12 protein-coding genes and 1 pseudogene are annotated in these 15,904 nt (G+C 71.2%); 5 read left to right on the top strand and 8 right to left on the bottom strand.

Annotation, left to right across the window (positions count from 1 at the left end):
• Positions 1 to 4: 4 nt before the first annotated feature.
• Positions 5 to 2,314: a glycosyl hydrolase family 95 catalytic domain-containing protein gene (locus QRX60_RS37510; protein WP_285996191.1), complete on the bottom strand. Its 2,310-nt coding sequence runs from the start codon at positions 2,312 to 2,314 to the stop codon at positions 5 to 7.
• Between the two features lie 152 nt (positions 2,315 to 2,466).
• Here QRX60_RS37510 and QRX60_RS37505 point away from each other — a divergent pair, with 152 nt between their 5' ends.
• From QRX60_RS37505 to QRX60_RS37495, 3 genes are all read left to right on the top strand, one after another.
• Complete coding sequence (locus QRX60_RS37505; RefSeq protein WP_285996190.1) at positions 2,467 to 2,628, top strand: hypothetical protein; 162 nt, start codon at positions 2,467 to 2,469, stop codon at positions 2,626 to 2,628.
• 156 nt (positions 2,629 to 2,784) lie between these two features.
• Entirely contained in the window at positions 2,785 to 3,387 is a 603-nt protein-coding gene (locus tag QRX60_RS37500; RefSeq protein WP_285996189.1) for a TetR/AcrR family transcriptional regulator, read from the top strand.
• Between the two features lie 13 nt (positions 3,388 to 3,400).
• Positions 3,401 to 3,865, top strand: a complete 465-nt coding sequence (locus tag QRX60_RS37495) for a hypothetical protein (RefSeq protein WP_285996188.1) — start codon at positions 3,401 to 3,403, stop codon at positions 3,863 to 3,865.
• On the opposite strand, the gene QRX60_RS37490 is transcribed toward QRX60_RS37495, so the two are convergent.
• The 3 genes and pseudogenes from QRX60_RS37490 to QRX60_RS37480 all read right to left on the bottom strand — a co-directional run bounded on the left by QRX60_RS37490 (position 3,847) and on the right by QRX60_RS37480 (position 9,062).
• Positions 3,847 to 4,626, bottom strand: coding sequence for an SDR family oxidoreductase (locus QRX60_RS37490; RefSeq protein WP_285996187.1), 780 nt, complete (start codon positions 4,624 to 4,626; stop codon positions 3,847 to 3,849). The two genes, QRX60_RS37495 and QRX60_RS37490, sit on opposite strands and share 19 nt — an antisense overlap.
• A gap of 86 nt (positions 4,627 to 4,712) precedes the next feature.
• On the bottom strand, positions 4,713 to 8,297 hold the full coding sequence (locus QRX60_RS37485) for a discoidin domain-containing protein (RefSeq protein WP_285996186.1): 3,585 nt from the start codon (positions 8,295 to 8,297) through the stop codon (positions 4,713 to 4,715).
• A 325-nt stretch (positions 8,298 to 8,622) separates the two neighbouring features.
• A pseudogene (locus tag QRX60_RS37480) lies at positions 8,623 to 9,062 on the bottom strand (winged helix-turn-helix transcriptional regulator).
• 131 nt (positions 9,063 to 9,193) lie between these two features.
• On the opposite strand from QRX60_RS37480, the gene QRX60_RS37475 reads away from it, so the two are divergent.
• Positions 9,194 to 10,390, top strand: coding sequence for a thiolase family protein (locus QRX60_RS37475; protein ID WP_285996185.1), 1,197 nt, complete (start codon positions 9,194 to 9,196; stop codon positions 10,388 to 10,390).
• A gap of 104 nt (positions 10,391 to 10,494) precedes the next feature.
• Here QRX60_RS37475 and ligD read toward each other — a convergent pair whose 3' ends face one another.
• Positions 10,495 to 11,445, bottom strand: coding sequence for a non-homologous end-joining DNA ligase (gene ligD, locus QRX60_RS37470; protein ID WP_285996184.1), 951 nt, complete (start codon positions 11,443 to 11,445; stop codon positions 10,495 to 10,497).
• Positions 11,446 to 11,484: 39 nt separating this feature from the next.
• Between ligD and QRX60_RS37465 the strand changes: the two genes are divergently transcribed.
• Complete coding sequence (locus tag QRX60_RS37465; protein ID WP_285996183.1) at positions 11,485 to 12,321, top strand: PHP domain-containing protein; 837 nt, start codon at positions 11,485 to 11,487, stop codon at positions 12,319 to 12,321.
• Between the two features lie 78 nt (positions 12,322 to 12,399).
• Here the strand turns inward: QRX60_RS37465 and QRX60_RS37460 are convergent, their stop codons facing one another.
• The 3 genes from QRX60_RS37460 to QRX60_RS37450 form a co-directional block, all read right to left on the bottom strand.
• On the bottom strand, positions 12,400 to 14,439 hold the full coding sequence (locus QRX60_RS37460) for an MDR family MFS transporter (protein ID WP_285996182.1): 2,040 nt from the start codon (positions 14,437 to 14,439) through the stop codon (positions 12,400 to 12,402).
• Positions 14,440 to 14,520: 81 nt separating this feature from the next.
• Entirely contained in the window at positions 14,521 to 15,357 is an 837-nt protein-coding gene (locus tag QRX60_RS37455; protein WP_285996181.1) for an SDR family NAD(P)-dependent oxidoreductase, read from the bottom strand.
• Between the two features lie 40 nt (positions 15,358 to 15,397).
• Positions 15,398 to 15,862, bottom strand: a complete 465-nt coding sequence (locus QRX60_RS37450) for a GNAT family N-acetyltransferase (protein WP_285996180.1) — start codon at positions 15,860 to 15,862, stop codon at positions 15,398 to 15,400.
• Positions 15,863 to 15,904: the final 42 nt, after the last annotated feature.

Here is a 15,904-nt window from a genome sequence, read left to right as displayed (position 1 = left end):
CTCCTCAACTTGGCTGGACCGTGACCGACTGCCCCGGCCGCAGGGTGATCGCGCGACGCCAGCCGCCCGCGCGCACCTCCGTGCGGGTCCCGCCGACGCTCCGGACCACCGCCCGCGTCACCTTCCCGTCGCGCCACGCCAGGTCGACCTCGAAGCCGCCGCGCGCGCCGATCCCGGTCACCCGGCCCGACCGGGCCCACGCCGAAGGCAGCGCCGGCAGCAGTTCCAGCACTCCCGGCCGCGAGTACACGAGCATCTCCGCCATCGCCGTCGGGGCGCCGAGGTTGGCGTCGATCTGGAAGATCGTGTAGCTGCCCTGGCTGTACATGTCGAAGAAGTTCGGCGCCGTCCCGTTGCCGTTCGCCACCGACGGCCGCAGCACCGTGAGCAGCAGCTGGTACGCCTTGTCGGCGTCCTTGAGCCGCGCCCAGCACGCCGACCGCCACGCGCACGCCCAGCCGTAGCTGTCCATCCCGCGCGCGACCAGCAGCGCGCGCACACCGGCGAGCAACTCCGGGGGTGCGGTGTCGGCGGCGATCCGGTCGCCCGGGAAGAAGCCGATCAGCGGGGACAGGTGCCGGTGCGTCGTCTCGCCGAGGTTGTCCGGGGACATCCATTCTTCGAGCCAGCCGGTCGCCGGGCTCACCTTCGGCAGGTACAGCTTCTTCTGCAGCCCGGCGATCCGGTCGCCGTACGCGCGGTCCCGGCCGAGGGCGGCGACGGTTTCGCGGTAGTGCTCGAACAGGTCCCAGACGATCTCCTGCGAGTAGGTGTTCCCGCGCGTGTCCTGCGGGCCGTGCTCGGGTGACCAGTCGTGGTCGTCGACGAGCACCTCGCGGCCGTCGACCGTCATCGGGACCAGCCGCGCCTCCCAGAACTCGGCCGCGCCTTTGAGCAGCGGGTAGATCCGTGCGAGGTACGCCTTGTCCTGGGTGAACGCGTAGTGGTCCCACAGCGAGTTGCACAGCCACGCGTTGCCGGCGGGGTGCCACCACCAGCCGGAACCCCCGTAGACGTTGGTCGAGAACGCGACCGCCCAGCCGGCGACCTTGCCGCTGGTGTTCCGGAACCTGTTGCGCGGGTCGTCGAACAGCCGTTTCGTGCTGTCCGTCCACACGGGAAGCTGCGCGAGGCAGTAGTCGGCCAGGGCAGTGAAGCTCCCGGGCAGTGCCGCGCGGTCGGCCAGCCAGTAGTTCATCTGGAGGTTGATGTCGGTGTGGTAGTCGCTCATCCAGTCGGGCGTGTTGGTGTTCTGCCACAGCCCCTGCAGGCCCATCGGCAGCCCGTCGCGCGAGCCGGTGATCGTCAGGTACCGCCCGAACTGCAGGTAGCTCGCCTCCAGCTCGGGGTCGGGTGTCGCCGGGTCGGCGTGCCGGGCCAGCAGGCGCGACCACGTGTCCAGCGCGCGCTTCGCCGGCGGCGACTGTCCCAGGTCGACGCTCATCCGGTCGTAGAGCCGCCGGTAGTCGGCGACGTGCGTGGCCAGCAGCGCGCCTCCCCCGGCACGCAACGCCTGCGACGCCTTCTGCTTCGCCAGCGCCAGCGGATCGAGCGACGTGTCGAGGAACTTCCGTGCCGCGTCGGGCACGTAGTTGGTGCCGCCGCTGAGCACGATGACGACCTCGCGGCTCCCGCTGAACGTCACGCCACCGGCCACGGCGCACGCGTACTTCAGGCCGTTGCCGAAGGTGCCGGTGAACGCCGCCGGGCCGGCCATCGTCTCGCCCCGGGTGGGTTCCAGCGAGACCGACCCGGTCATCGGACCACCGCTGAGCCGGACGACCACGACGTCGTCGGGGTGGCTCGCGTAGTACTCACGGCGGTACCGGACGCCCTGGTGCCGGTAGGTGATCACGACGACGCCGTTGCTCAGGTCGAGCGTGCGGCGGTAGTCCGTCACGCCGGTGTGCGCGGGCACGGAGATCCGCGCCTTCGCCAGCAGGCCGAGGGTGCCGAACTTCTCGCGCTCGTAAGGGAACTGGCCGTCGTCCTCGAGGACGTCGTTGGCGCCGCCGGTCCACAGTGACGCGTCGGCCAGGTAGAGGAAGTCGGCGGCCGGGTCCCCGCCGACGAGGGCACCGATCCGACCATTGCCGATCGGCAGGCCCTGCTCGATGATCTTGTCCTCGACGGCGGGCGCCGGGTACCACAGCGTCGTCGCCCGGCTGTCGGGAACGAGCTCCGCACCGGCCGGGCGGACGACGTCTGCGCTTGCCGTGAAAGGACGAACGCCGCTGAGGGCGATCCCGGCGCCGACCGCGCCGCCGAGTTTGAGGAAGGTGCGGCGCGAGGGCGGAAGGGAAGGGTTCGACATGTCGGATCCGTTCGGCGTTGAAGGCGGGGACCGGCGTGCAGCCCGCCAAACATATGACCTATCCGGATCTGAGGTCAAGATTCTTCGTAATTAATCCGAATACATCCGAGCGGTCGGCAGTGGTGCGGCACGGGCTTCCCGGCCAGCCGGTCATGGACGTGGCCAGCGCACCCGGCGCGCCCCGGACCGCGACCGTCACGTGGTCGCCGACCGGGATCCGGTCGTACTGCATGGTCACGCCCTCCGCGCAGTACTTCCGCACCAGCGCGTCCACCGGTGGCGTGAGCGTCAGCTCGTCGAAGACGCCCTGGTAGTAGGTCGGCGAGGGTGCGGCGGGTGTCGGCGTTGACAGTGAGCACGAGACCTCCCGGTTTCGATACCGACCGGTATCGAGCGAAGGGGTTACCAGGTGACATCGATCATGGTCAACGAATCGGCTCCGCGCGGGCGAGGTTGTACCGTTGCGCCCCATGACCGGCCCCCAGCGCCGCCGCCCGAGCCGCGCCGAGACCCGGCGGCGGATCATCGACGCCGCCACCGCGGTGTTCGCCCGCCAGGGCATCGCCGCGACGTCGCTGAACGACATCGCCGCGGAGGCCGGGCTGACCAAGGGCGCCGTCTACTCGAACTTCACCGGCCGCGACGACCTCGTGCTGACGATCATGGAAGAGCACATGGTCGAGCGGATGGACCGCGCCACGACGGTGTTCGCCGAGCTGGCCGACCTCGACGAGGCCACCACCGAGGCCGGCGCGCGGCTCCTGGCGGGGATCGACTCCGACGCCACGTGGCACCGGCTGCTGCTCGAGTACTGGGGCCTGGCGATGCGGAACCCCACCGTCCACAGCGGACTCGCCGAGCGCCGCGCCCGCCTGCGCGACGCCGTCACCGCGGCGATCAGCAAGGCCGCCGCCCTGCACGGCGTCGACCTCCCCCTGGCACCGGAGCACCTCGCGGTGGTCGTGCTGGCGCTGTCCAACGGCCTCGCCGTGGAACGCGGCGTCGATCCGTCGGCCGTCCCGCCGACGCTCTTCGGCGACGTGCTCAAGCTCCTCGTGACGCCTCGTGCCTAGTGGTGGTGGATCCGTGACTTCCGGAGTGGGCCGCCGGCTCCTCGATTTCCTCCGCGAGCTTCGAGCGACCACGACGTGGACGGTGGTGGTCACCGAGACCGGCACCGGGTCGAAGTGGGACCTCGGGGGATCGACTTGGCAGGCCACCGTGATCGTCGAGCCGCGGCGCTGGCTCGGGCTGGAGTTCGAAGCGCGGGACCCGGTGTCCGGCAGGCGCGCCACCTACGACATCGACACCGACCTGTACGACATCTCGCAGGACGGACAGCGCGAGTTCGCGGACGAGATCGAACGCGACATCATCGAGTTCCTCGGCAACCTGCGGCAGCGCGCCCTCCTGCGCGGGAACGACGGGGCGAAGTTCGTGCTCGTCTTCCCCCTGGACGGTTCCTACGTCCGCGTCGTCCAGGGTCGCTTCATGACCCACGCGTCCACGCACGACAGTCTCACCGGCGGTGACTACGTCCCGGCGGAATGACGCTTCCGGCAGCGCAGCACGCCCGCGTCCGGCTGTTCGGCCAGGTACTGGGCGAAGGTGATCTTGCCGTCGAGGTGGTCCGGGGCCAGGTGACCGCCGCCGGTGTAGGCCCGGAACGCCTCCCCCGGCACGCTCACCGGCACGATCCGCCGGCGCCGGCCGCTCGCCTCCACGACGGCCTGCGCCAGCTCGGCCGCGGCGAGGATCTCGGGACCGCCGAAGTCGGGCACCCGCCCGGCCGGGTCGCCCAGCGCGAGGTCCACCAGCCGCCCGGCGACGTCGCGGACGTCGACCGGCTGGAACGAGACCCGCGGCACCGGCACCACCGGCAGCCGCGCCGCGCCGGCGAACAGCGTCCGGACCAGGGCGTGGAACTGCGTCGCCCGCTGGATCGTGTACGGCAGCCCGGACGCGGCGAGGAACTCCTCGGTCTCGAGCTTCGCCCGGTAGTAGCCGAGCGGGACGCGGTCGACGCCGACGATCGAGACGTAGACCAGGTGCGGGCCACCGGCCCAGCGGGCCGCCTCGACGAGCGTGCGCGCGAAGTCGGTCTCCCGGCCGAAGAAGTCGGTGGCGCAGTGGACGACGACGTCCACCCCGGCCACCGCGCTGTCGATGCCGCGCCCGGTCCGCAGATCGCCGGGGACGACGTCCGGACCCGCCTGGCGGCTGAGCACGCGGACCTCCTCCCCCGCCGCGCGCAGGCGTTCCACGACCGGCCTGCCGAGCTGGCCGGTCCCGCCGGTGACCAGGATCCGCACGAGCCCACCTCCGTCCGCGATCACCGCCATCCTGGCACGGCGGTGCCCGCCGGGAAACGGTTCCCGGCGGGCACCTGCGCGCTTTCTCAGTTGCGGATGATGGTGAAGGTGGACGTCGTGTTGCGGATGTCCTGGTCGTTGTCGCTCAGCGTCAGCCCGGTGAAGGTCGCCGAGCCGACGGCCGGGCCCTGACCCGGTTCCGGCAGCTCGTTGGCCCAGATCCCGATCCCGGACTTGGCGTCGAAGGCGTCCCCGCTGCGGTGCGCGCCGGTGATCGACACGTTCGTCAGCACGGTGTCCTCGACCGGGTGCTCCGGCGTGGTGCCGTCGTACTTGGTCTGGAACATGATGCCGCTGTAGGTCGGGCTCTGGATGTCCACGTCGGACACCCGGATGCCGCGGAACTCCTTGGACGCGGAGAACAGCCAGATCGCCGGGAAGGTCTGCTGGCCCCAGAAGTGGCCACCGTCCCGCACGAGCGAGGCGTTCTGGACCGTCGTCGGCTGCGGCCCGAACCCGAGGAAGGGGTAGCCGAAGTCGAGCGAGCTGATCGTGATCGCCGAGTACGTCAGCGTGTCCGCGATGTAGAGGTTCCGGAAGGTGTTGTTGTACCCCCCGTACACCGCCAGCCCGGCCGCGCGCCACGGGGTGAGCGAGGTCAGGTTCTCGAACACGTTGTCGTACTGGTTGCCCTGGTTGATGTCCGTGGCGGCGAACAGCGCGAAGCTGTCGTCCCCGGTGGACCGGGCCTCGTTGTTGGTGACGTGGTTGCCGGTGCTCCCGTTCGTGAGGTTGACGCCGTCGGCGAAGGTGTCGCGGATCCGGGAGTTCTTGATCGTGGTGTTGTCCACGTTCGTGCCCCAGACCATGACCACCTGGTGCTCCACCCAGATGTTGTCGATCGTCAGGTTGGCGACGTTCGTCAGGTTGAACACCTTGCCGGGGCCGTCGATGCGGGAGGTGTAGTTCCCGAACACCGCGAACCCGCTGAACGTCGACCCGTTCGCGCTCGACTGCACGTCGATGCCGATGTCGGTGTTCTCCTGGCCCGACGGCGCGGAGAACTTCGTGAACCACGGCCCGGCGCCGGTGACCGTCACGGCCTTGCCGTAGACGTTCAGCTTGCTCGACAGCGAGTAGGTCCCGGCCGGCAGGTAGACGCCGGTGAGCGTCGTGTCCTGCCGGACCTTGTCGAGCGCGGTCTGCACGTCCTGCTGCGTGAACCCGGTGGGCACCGCGAAGTGCGCCGGGTCCGGGTTGGCGGTCGCGGTGGCCTGCTCGAAGTTCACGAAGTCGATCGCGTAGTTCGTGCTGTTGGCCGCGTCCTTCTGCAGCTTGATCTTGTGCCCGGCGGGCACGGTCGTGCCGAGCATCGCGGAGGCCTCGTCGTAGATGTGGCGCGGCCCGGCGCCCGGCGAGTTGCCCGGGCCGGTTTCGGCGCCGTAGAGCCACGCGTAGTGCGAGGTCAGGTCGATGGCCTTGAGGAACGTGCCGTCGACGTACACGTTCAGCGTCGAGTTCTGCCCACCGCCACCCGCGGAGTCCGGGATGGAGAACCGCGTGACCAGGGTGTTGGTCGACGCGCGGGTGGTGAACTCCACCGACGAGCCGGTCGAGTTCAGCGTCACGGCCTTGCGGCCCGACGCCTCGCCCGCGAGGTCGCCGATCGTGCGGTTCGGGCCGACCACCGACGCGCCGCCCGCGACGACGCCGTCCTCGGCCTCGTACATGTCGTAGGGCATGTTCGCGCCCCGGCCGACGAACAGCGCCTGCGTGCTCGTGTTGTTGGCCTGCTTGACCGGCAGCTCGTTGGCGTCGTTCGCGACGACCGTCTTGACCGTGTACCGGCCGTTGGCCGCGGTCCAGGTGCCGACGGTCACCGGCGCCGCGGTGGCCCCGGCGGCGATGGCGCCCGGGTACGTCCCGGTCAGCGTCTTCACGACGGTGCCGTTCTGGTCGGTGATCGTCACCGTGACGCCGTGGGCGCCGCTCGCACTCGCCACGGTGCCCTGGTTGCGCAGGGTCGTGCTGAACGTGACGGTGTTGCCCGCGGAGGGGTTGTTCGGCGACCACGCGGTGGCCGCGACGAGGTCGGAGCTCTGCACCGGGCTGACGACCAGTGCCGTCGACGCGGTGTAGGAGTTGTTGGCCTCGTTCTGCTCGATGACGGCGTTGGCCTCGTCGACCTTCGCGGTCAGCTGGTAGCTGCCCGCGTCCCGGGTGCCGATGTTCGCCGACACCGTCGTCGAAGCGCCGGCCGCGAGCGCGCCGACGTTCGCAGTGCCGACCTTCGTCGTCCCCAGGTAGAGGTTCACGTTCGTCGCGCCCGAGGCCGCCGTCCCGGCGTTGCGGACGGTCGCCGACGCGGTGATCGCGTCGGTTTCGACGGGGTTCTGCGGCGACCAGGACACGCCCGAGACCGTCAGGTCGGGGTTCGGCGCGGGCACGCCGAAGACCTGGAACTCCGCGGCCTGCCCGCCGCCGGCGCCGGAGTTGGCGGTGACGCGCAGGCGGACGTCGGCGGCCCGGCCGCTCAGCGGGATCGTCACGGTGTTGCCGGTCGAGGGGCTGAAGCTGTAGGTCTGCGCCGCGGACAGCGTGGTGAACGCGCTCGAAGCCTGGTCACGGCCTTCGACCGCGATCGTCTGGGTCCGCGGGCCCCACGCCGGGTCGGGGTTGAGCTTGACCACGACCTGGTTCAGGTCGGCGTTCGAGCCGAGCGCGACGGTCAGCAGGTTCGGGTACGTCCCGCCGCCGCCCTCCCAGTACGTCGTCACGGAGTCGTCGTTGGCGTTGGCCGCGACGAAGGTGAACTCCGTCGAGGACGCCGTGATCGGCTTGCCCAGCGCCAGGTTCGTGCCGGCCTGCGTGCCGGTGCGGGTCACAGTGTTGCTGTCGCCCGACTGGTTGCCCGCCGCGTCGCGAGCGCGGACGAAGTAGGCGACCGTCGTGCCGTCCGGCTGGTTGTCGGTGTAGGTCAGGACGGTCCCGGCGACGCTGCCGCGGAGCTGGCCGTTGGCGTAGACGTCGTAGCCCGCGACCCCGGTGTTGTCGGTCGAGGCCGACCAGGTGAGCCGGATCTGGCCGCTCGCCGGCTGGGTGTAGGCGAGGTTGCCGGGCGCGGACGGCGGCTGGGTGTCCCCGCCGGCCGGGCCGTGCACCTCGAACTCCGACAGCTGCGCGGCGGGCCAGCCGGTGTTGGCCGTGACGTTCAGCCGGACGTAACGGGTGTTCCCGGTGACGTCCACGGTCACGGTGTTGCCGGTGGCGGGGTCGAACCGGTAGCCGGCCGAGGCCTTGAGGTCACTGAAGCCGGTTCCGTCGGTGCTGCCCTGCACGCTGAAGGTCTCGGTGCGGGCTTCCCAGTTCGACGGCAGCTTGAGCACGAGCTGGGCGACGTTCGTGGTCGCGCCGAGGTCGGCCTGGACCCACTGCGGGAACTGGTTGTTGGTGCTCTCCCAGTAGGAGGCCTGGTTCCCGTCGCCGACGTTCGACACGGGATAGCCGGCGAGCTGGCTGCTCGCGGTGTAGGTCGCAGCCGCGGCTTGGGCGGCGGCCTGGACGGCGGGCGCGGCGGCCGGGGCGCCGCTCGCGGCCACGGCGGGTGCGGCGAGGAGGAGGGACAGGGCGGCGTAGGTCGCCGCGCGCGACAGAAGTCGCTTCGTTCTCATGGGTTTCCTCTGATCCGGGGAGGAGGGGAGACGACTCGAGCTGGCACGTCCCGTGGGCGGCGGGGCGGCGGAAACCGGGGTATGGGGGACGCGTGCGGACCCGGTCCGGGGGCGCACGCGGGCAGCACGGGACAGCCGTCATGGGCACCTCTTCGTCGAGGGGCTGGGCGGGATCTTCCTGACGCCTGCTGCGATTTCTCGTGCTGTTGTCAGGTTCTTGCACTGATTCGTTCAAGAGTTACAGTGACGGGGGTCTCAAGTCAACGTCCAACCACCGAAAAGGCCTCCTCGCGGGGGATGCGAGGAGGCCTTTCCGGAAATCGGGTCAGGAGTGGACGGCACCCAGCCGGATCGCGCGGGTGCCCGGGGCGTCGACCGGCTCGCCGCAGTGGGCGCAGACCGTGGCCGGTTCCAGCACTTCACCGCAGGCGTGGCGCCACAGCGTGGGCGGTTCGCCCTGGTGGACGTACCGGTCACCCCAGGCCATCAGGCCGAGCAGGATCGGCTGCAGCGCGCGGCCGGCTTCGGTCGGGTGGTACTCGTGGCGCGGCGGGTGGGCCTCGTACTGGACCTTCTCGAGCACGCCCGCGTCGACGAGCTTGCGCAGCCGCGCGGCCAGGATGTCGCGGCTGGCGCCGGTGTTCTCGGCGATCTGGTTGAAGCGCCGCTCCCCAGCATGATCTCGCGCAGCGCGAGCAGGCTCCAGCGTTCGCCGACGACTTCCAGGGCGTCGGCGACCGAACATTCCCGACCACGCCGGACCATGCCACCTCCCATGGGGTTGAAAATCCAACCTAGCACTTCGGGACCGTGTAACCTGGCGAACAGGCGAGTTGTGGAATCCAACTTACCCGGCGTATACCGAAGGGACCCCGATCTGCGAGGAGGCAGACGCCATGACGGACGCGGTGATCGTCGACGCGGTACGGACCCCGATCGGCAAGGGCAAGCCGAACGGCACACTGGCCGGGGTGCACCCGGTCGACCTGCACGCCCACGCGCTCCGCTCGCTCGTCGAGCGCACCGGCGTCGACCCGGCCCGGGTCGACGACGTGATCAGCGGCGCGGTCGGCCAGATCGGCGAGCAGAGCATGAACACCGCCCGCTGGGCCGCGCTGGCCGCGGGCCTGCCGGAGTCGGTGCCCGCGGTGACCGTGGACCGGCAGTGCGGCAGCAGCCAGCAGGCCGTCCACTTCGCCGCACAGGGCGTGATCGCCGGCGCGTACGACGTCGTGATCGCCTCCGGGGTGGAGTCGATGAGCCGGGTGCCGATGGGCAGCCAGGTGGCCGGGCGCGACCCGTTCGGGACGCAGGTCGCGGCGCGCTACCCGGACGGTCTCGTCCCGCAGGGCATCAGCGCGGAGCTGATCGCCGCGAAGTGGGGCTTCAGCCGGGCGCAGCTGGACGAGTTCTCCGCCGAGAGCCACCAGCGGGCCGCGAAGGCGTGGGCCGACGGGAAGTTCGCCGGCGAGGTCGTGCCGCTCAAGGCGCCCGGTCCCGACGGCGTGCTCGTCGACGTCACGACCGACGAGACGGTCCGGCCGGGCACCACGCCGGAGATCCTCGCCGGGCTGAAGCCCGCGTTCCGGGCCGACGTCTGGGAGCAGCGGTTCCCGGATCTCGGCTGGCACGTCACGGCGGGCAACTCCTCGCCGATCAACGATGGGGCCGCCGCGCTGATGATCACCAGCTCCGAGACGGCGAAGGCGCTCGGACTGCGCCCGCGCGCCCGGATCCACAGCTTCGCCGTCGCCGGCGACGACCCGCTGTACATGCTGACCGGCGTCATCCCGGCGACCCGCAAGGTCCTGGCCCGGGCCGGGCTTTCGGTGGGAGACATCGACGCCTTCGAGGTCAACGAGGCGTTCGCGAGCGTCGTGCTCGCCTGGCAGGCCGAGATCGGCGCCGACCTGGCGAAGGTCAACGTGAACGGCGGCGCGATCGCGCTCGGGCACCCGCTCGGCGGCAGCGGGGCGCGGCTGGCGACCACGCTGCTGTCGGTGCTGGAGCAGACCGGCGGCCGCTACGGCCTGCAGACGATGTGCGAGGCGGGCGGCCTCGCCAACGCGACGATCGTCGAGCGCCTGGACTGACCCCCGTCGTGAGTGTTTAGGAGGGTTCTAACCCTCCTAAACACTCACGACCGGCCGGGTCCTCCGTCGCGGGTGTTCTTCAGCCGGCGTTGCAACCCGACACGTCAGTCGGGTTCGGGTGGTTCTTCGACGCCGTCGCGGTCGGCCCACTCCAGCAGCGGGTCCAGGGAGAACACGGCCTTGTCGATGCCCGCGTGGAGGTCGCCCAGTTCGGCGAAGCGGGCCGGGACGGTGGCGATGGTGAAGTCACCGGGCTCGACGTCGTCGATCTCCTCCCACTGGATCGGCGTCGAGACCGTGCCTTCCGGGTTGCCGCGGACCGAGTAGGCGCTCGCGATCGTGTGGTCGCGCGCGTTCTGGTTGTAGTCGACGAAGAGCAGCCGCGGATCGCGGTCCTTGCGCCACCAGGTCGTGGTGACGTCGTCCGGGGCACGGCGTTCGACTTCGTGCGCGAAGGCCAGGGCGGCGCGCCGGACCTCCTTGAAGCCCCAGCGGGGCTCGATCCTGACGTAGATGTGCAGGCCGCGGCCGCCGGAGGTCTTGGGCCAGCCGACCGCGCCCAGCTCGTCGAGGATCTCGTGCGCGACATGGGCGACGCGGCGGACGCGGTCGAAGCCGCAGTCGGGCATCGGGTCGAGGTCGATCCGCCACTCGTCCGGCTTCTCGGTGTCGCCGCGGCGCGAGTTCCACGGGTGGAACTCCACTGTGGACATCTGGACCGCCCAGATGACGTGGGCCAGTTCGGTGACGCACAGCTCGTCGGCGTGCCGGTGGTAGCGCGGGAAGGTCACGCGGACGGTCTCCAGCCACGGCGGCGCGCCGTTCGGGACGCGTTTCTGGTGGACCTTCTCCCCGGCCACCCCGGACGGGAAGCGGTGCAGCATGCACGGCCGCTCGCGCAGCGCGTTGACGATGCCGTCGCCCACAGAGAGGTAGTAGTTGACCAGGTCGAGCTTCGTCTCGCCGCGGGCCGGGAAGTACACCCGGTCCGGGTTCGAGATCCGCACCGTGTGCGGGCCGACCTCCAGTTCCACCGCCGCCGACTTCTGCGCCATGGACCGACAGTAGCCCGAAACCGGCGCTACGGTGGCCTGGTGAGCTTGCCGCCGGACGGTCACGTCCACACCGAATGGTCGTGGGACACGGTCACCGGGTCGATGATCGGGTCGTGCGCACGCGCGCTGGAGCTGGGGCTGCCGTCGGTCGCGTTCACCGAGCACGCGGACCTGACGCCGTGGCTGGTCCCGGAGCCGGTCCGGCCGCTGCTGCCGGACCACTTCCGGGTGCGGCTGCGCGCCGACGGCGTCCTCGAGCCGCCGGACCTGGACGTCGCGGGGTACCTGGCGTGCGTCGAAGAGTGCCGCGCACGCTTTCCGTCCCTGCGGATCCTTTCGGGCGTCGAGCTGAGCGAACCGCACTGGCACCGCCCCCGCGCCGACGCACTGCTCGCCGCCCACGACTTCGACCGGGTGCTCGGCTCGGTGCACTCCCTGCCCGGCGACGGGCACCACCACGAGGTCACCGTGATCACGGGACGGCCGCCGGGCGACGTCTTGCGGGCGTACCTGGCCGAGGTGCTCGGGCTGGTCGAGTCGACGGCCGGCTTCGCCGTGCTGGCGCACATCGACTACGCGCTGCGCTCATGGCCGGGCGAGGGACCGCCGTTCGTGGCGGCGGACTTCGAGGAGGAGTTCCGGACAGTGCTGCGCGCCTTGGCGTCGAGCGGCCGCGCACTGGAGGTCAACACGAAGGTGCCGCTCCCGGGCGAGGTGGTGCGCTGGTGGTTCGAGGTGGGCGGCGAGGCGGTGGCGTTCGGCAGCGACGCCCACGAACCGGGACTGGTCGGCCACGGGTTCGCGGAGGCGGCGGCCGTGGTCGAGGGCTGCGGGTTCCGGCCGGGCCGGACACCGCACGACTTCTGGCGCCGCTGACCCCCGGCGCCGGCCCCGCGGAAGAGAATGCGACAGGCCAGCGCCCGGCGCCGCTTCACGGGAGAGCGCGCTGCGGTGTCAGACCAGGGCATGCCTGCCGTAGGTCCGGACCTCCGCGCTCTGGTCCAGCAACCTCGCGGCCACCCGGCCGATCGCCGCGTCCAGCTCGGCCCGGTTGCCGGTCCCCCAGTCGCCGAGCCGGTCGGCCAGCCAGTCGTGCCACGCCCGGACCACCTTGTCGAACTCGTCGCGGCCCGGCGCGGTCAGTTCCCAGCCGCCGCCGCTGTAGCGCAGGTGGCCGGTCAGCTCCAGCCGCATGAACGCCGGTTCCAGCACCGACGCGGGAACGCCGAAGTACTCCCCGATCGCCTTGAGCGTCGCCGGCTCGCCGCGGCGCCGACGCAGGTGGACCTGCAGCAGGCACCAGATCGCGCCCTCGTCGAGATCCGACCCGGCTCGCGAAACGATCGCCGGGGCCACCTGGCGGCGCTCGCGGAAGAACAGCGTCGCGACGGCGCGTTCGAGCTCGCGGTCGTCCGTGCGGGCTTCCGGCATCGCGAAGCCGTCGCCGAGGTCCGGCGCCGCCGCCCGCGCCGTGTCGCGCAGCGGGACCTCCTTCAGGAAGAACGCCAAGGCGAACGCGACCAGCCCGACCGGCGCCGCGGCGAGGAACACGACGTGCAGGGAGTCGCTGTACGCCTGGATCACCGGCGCGGCCACCGCGTCCGGCAGCGCGTGCAAGGCGGTGGGCACCTGCAGGGCACGCGGGTCGACGCCCGGCGGCACCGGGTGCGCGGCCACCGCGGCCGCCAGGTTCGGGGCCAGCTGGTTGGCGTACACCGTGCCGAAGATCGCCGCGCCGAACGAGCTGCCGATCGACCGCAGGAACGTCACGCCCGAAGTGGCGACACCGAGATCGGCGTAGTCGACGGTGTTCTGCACGGCGATGGTCAGCACCTGCATGCCGAGCCCGATCCCGAGACCGAGCACGGCCATGTACGCCGACGCCTCCCAGAACCCGGTGTCGGTGTCGAGCCGCGACAGCAGGTAGAGACCGATGGTCATGCCCGCGGCACCGACCAGCGGGAAGATCTTGTAGCGCCCGGTACGGCTCACCGCGTTGCCCGCGGCGATCGACGCGACGAGCAGCGCCAGCACCATCGGCAGCAGCCGCACCCCGGAGGACGTCGCCGAGGTGCCCTGCACGTACTGCATGTACGTCGGCAGGTAGGACAGCGCGCCGAGCATCGCGAAGCCGACGACGAAGCTCATGATCCCGCCGACGGTGAACACCGGGTTGCGGAACAGCCGCATCGGCAGCATCGGTTCCTTCGCCCGCAACTCGACGAAGACGAACGCGGCCAGCAGCACCACCGACCCGATCGCCATCCCGACGATCGTCGGCGAGCCCCACGCGTACTGCGTGCCGCCCCAGCTCGTCACGAGCGTCAGGCCGGTCGCGGCGAGCCCGATGAGCAGGATCCCGGCGTAGTCGATGACCGGCTTGATCGCCGCGCGGGCGTTCGGCATCGCCGAGGACGCGACGACCAGCACGACGACGACCAGCGGGATGTTCACGTAGAACGCCCAGCGCCACGAGAGGTGGTCGACGAAGAACCCGCCGAGCATCGGGCCGGCCACGGTCACCACGCCGAACACCGAACCGAGCACACCCTGGTACTTGCCGCGCTCGCGCAGCGGGACGACGTCGGCGATCAGCGCGGTCGAGGTGACCATCAGCCCGCCGCCACCCAGGCCCTGCACCGCGCGCCAGACGATCAGCCACACCATGCTGTCGGCGAAGCCCGCGCAGAACGAGCCGATGCCGAACACGATCACCGACAGCTGGAACATCAGCTTGCGGCCGAACAGGTCGCCGAGCTTGCCGACGACGACGGTCGTGATCGTCTCGGCCAGCAGGTAGGACGTGACCACCCAGGACAGGTGCCCGGCGCCGCCGAGGTCGCCGACGATGGTGGGCAGCGCGGTGCCGACGATGGTCTGGTCGAGCGCGGCGAGCAGCATCCCGAGCAGCACGGCGCCGAACACGGCGTTGACCCGCCCCTTGCTCAGCTGTGCGGGCGCCGGTTCGTGGGCGACCTCCGCGGTGGCCGTCATCCGCACCCTCCTCGCTCGGCCTCCGAGGCTAGTGCGAGCCGTCCACTGTGGATAGCCACCCGTTCCGGTGGTCCGCGCCGGTCAAAGGGTCCAGCGGTCGCGCGGCGGCGACTCGAGGACGAGCCCGCCGTCGACCGCCGCGGCGATCTCCTCGGGCGTCCAGACGTCCTGGTGCCGGACCGGCCGGATGATCGCGGGCTGGCGGACGGCGTGCAGGTGCCCGTCCGCCAGCCGCAGCACCTGCCCGGTGACGCCGGCCGAGAGGTCGCTGAGGAGGTAGGTGACCAGCGGCGCGACTCGCTCCGGCGGCTGCGCGTCCGGGTTCCCGCGCGGATCGGCGGCCATCAGCCGGGTCCAGGCGATCGGGCTGACGGCGTTGACGCGCACCCCGTGCTCGGCGAGGTCGGCCGCCCACGAGTACGTCATCGACGCCACCGCGCCCTTCGACGCCGAGTAGGCGGCGGCCCCGCGCTGCCCGATCATGGAGCCGGAGGTCACGTTGACGAGGACACCGTTGCCCTGGGCAACCATCACCTTCGCGGCCGCTGTGCCGCAGTGGAACGGGCCAAGGACGTTGGTCTCGATCAGGGCCCGGGTGCGCTCGGCGTCGTCGTCCTCCCACGGAAGCGCGTGGTACCCGATCGCGGCGTTGTTCACGAGGCCGTCGAGCGTGCCGAACCGGTTGCGGCACAGCGTGATCAGCTCCCGGGCGTAACCGGCGTCGGCCACCGAGCCGACGCTCGCGACGGCCGTGCCGCCGTCCGCCCCGATCGCGGCGACGGTCTCGTGCGCCGGGTCCGCGTCGATGTCGTTGACGACGACCGCGGCGCCGGCGCCGGCGGCGTGCCGCGCGAAGGCCCGGCCCAGTCCGCGTCCAGCGCCCGTGATCACGACGGCCCGGCCGTCCAGGAGTCCCATGCACCCCAGTGTGACCCCCGAATGGTCCGGACCGCACCACTCACACCGCCCGGCCCAGCCTGACCTCGAACGGCTCGAACCCCTGCGCGCGGTAGAACGCCAGCGCGCCCTCGTTGTTCGCGTACGCCTGCACGGCCAGCTCGTTCGCCCCCCGTTCCTTGGCCCACGCCACGAACGCGGCCACGAGCGCCTCCCCGACGCCTTCGCGACGGCGCTCCGCCGCGACCCGCATGCTTTCCAGCACCGCCCGCACCGCGCCGGGACGCAGGGAGCTGACCGGCAGCAAGCGGCCGATCAGGTGGCCCGCCACCGCGCCGTCCGAGCGGGCCAGCAGGCAGAGGGCGTTCTCGTCCTCGACGAGGTCCTGGTAGTAGGCCGCGCCCTCACGGGCCGGCCAGCCGAGGTCCATGCGCGGGTCGTGGCTCCCCGCGTCCTCGGCGAACAACGCTTCGGCGGACTTGACGAGTTCCGGGACTTCTTCGGTGACATCGACGGAAACAGTCATACCCAGCACCGTAACCGCGTGTTTTTTCGAAGTAAATGCCGC

This window comes from Amycolatopsis mongoliensis, from assembly GCF_030285665.1.
Classification (GTDB): Bacteria; Actinomycetota; Actinomycetes; order Mycobacteriales; family Pseudonocardiaceae; genus Amycolatopsis; species Amycolatopsis mongoliensis.
Note: the sequence above shows the minus strand (reverse complement) of the source record. Positions and strands in the feature narration are given on the sequence as shown.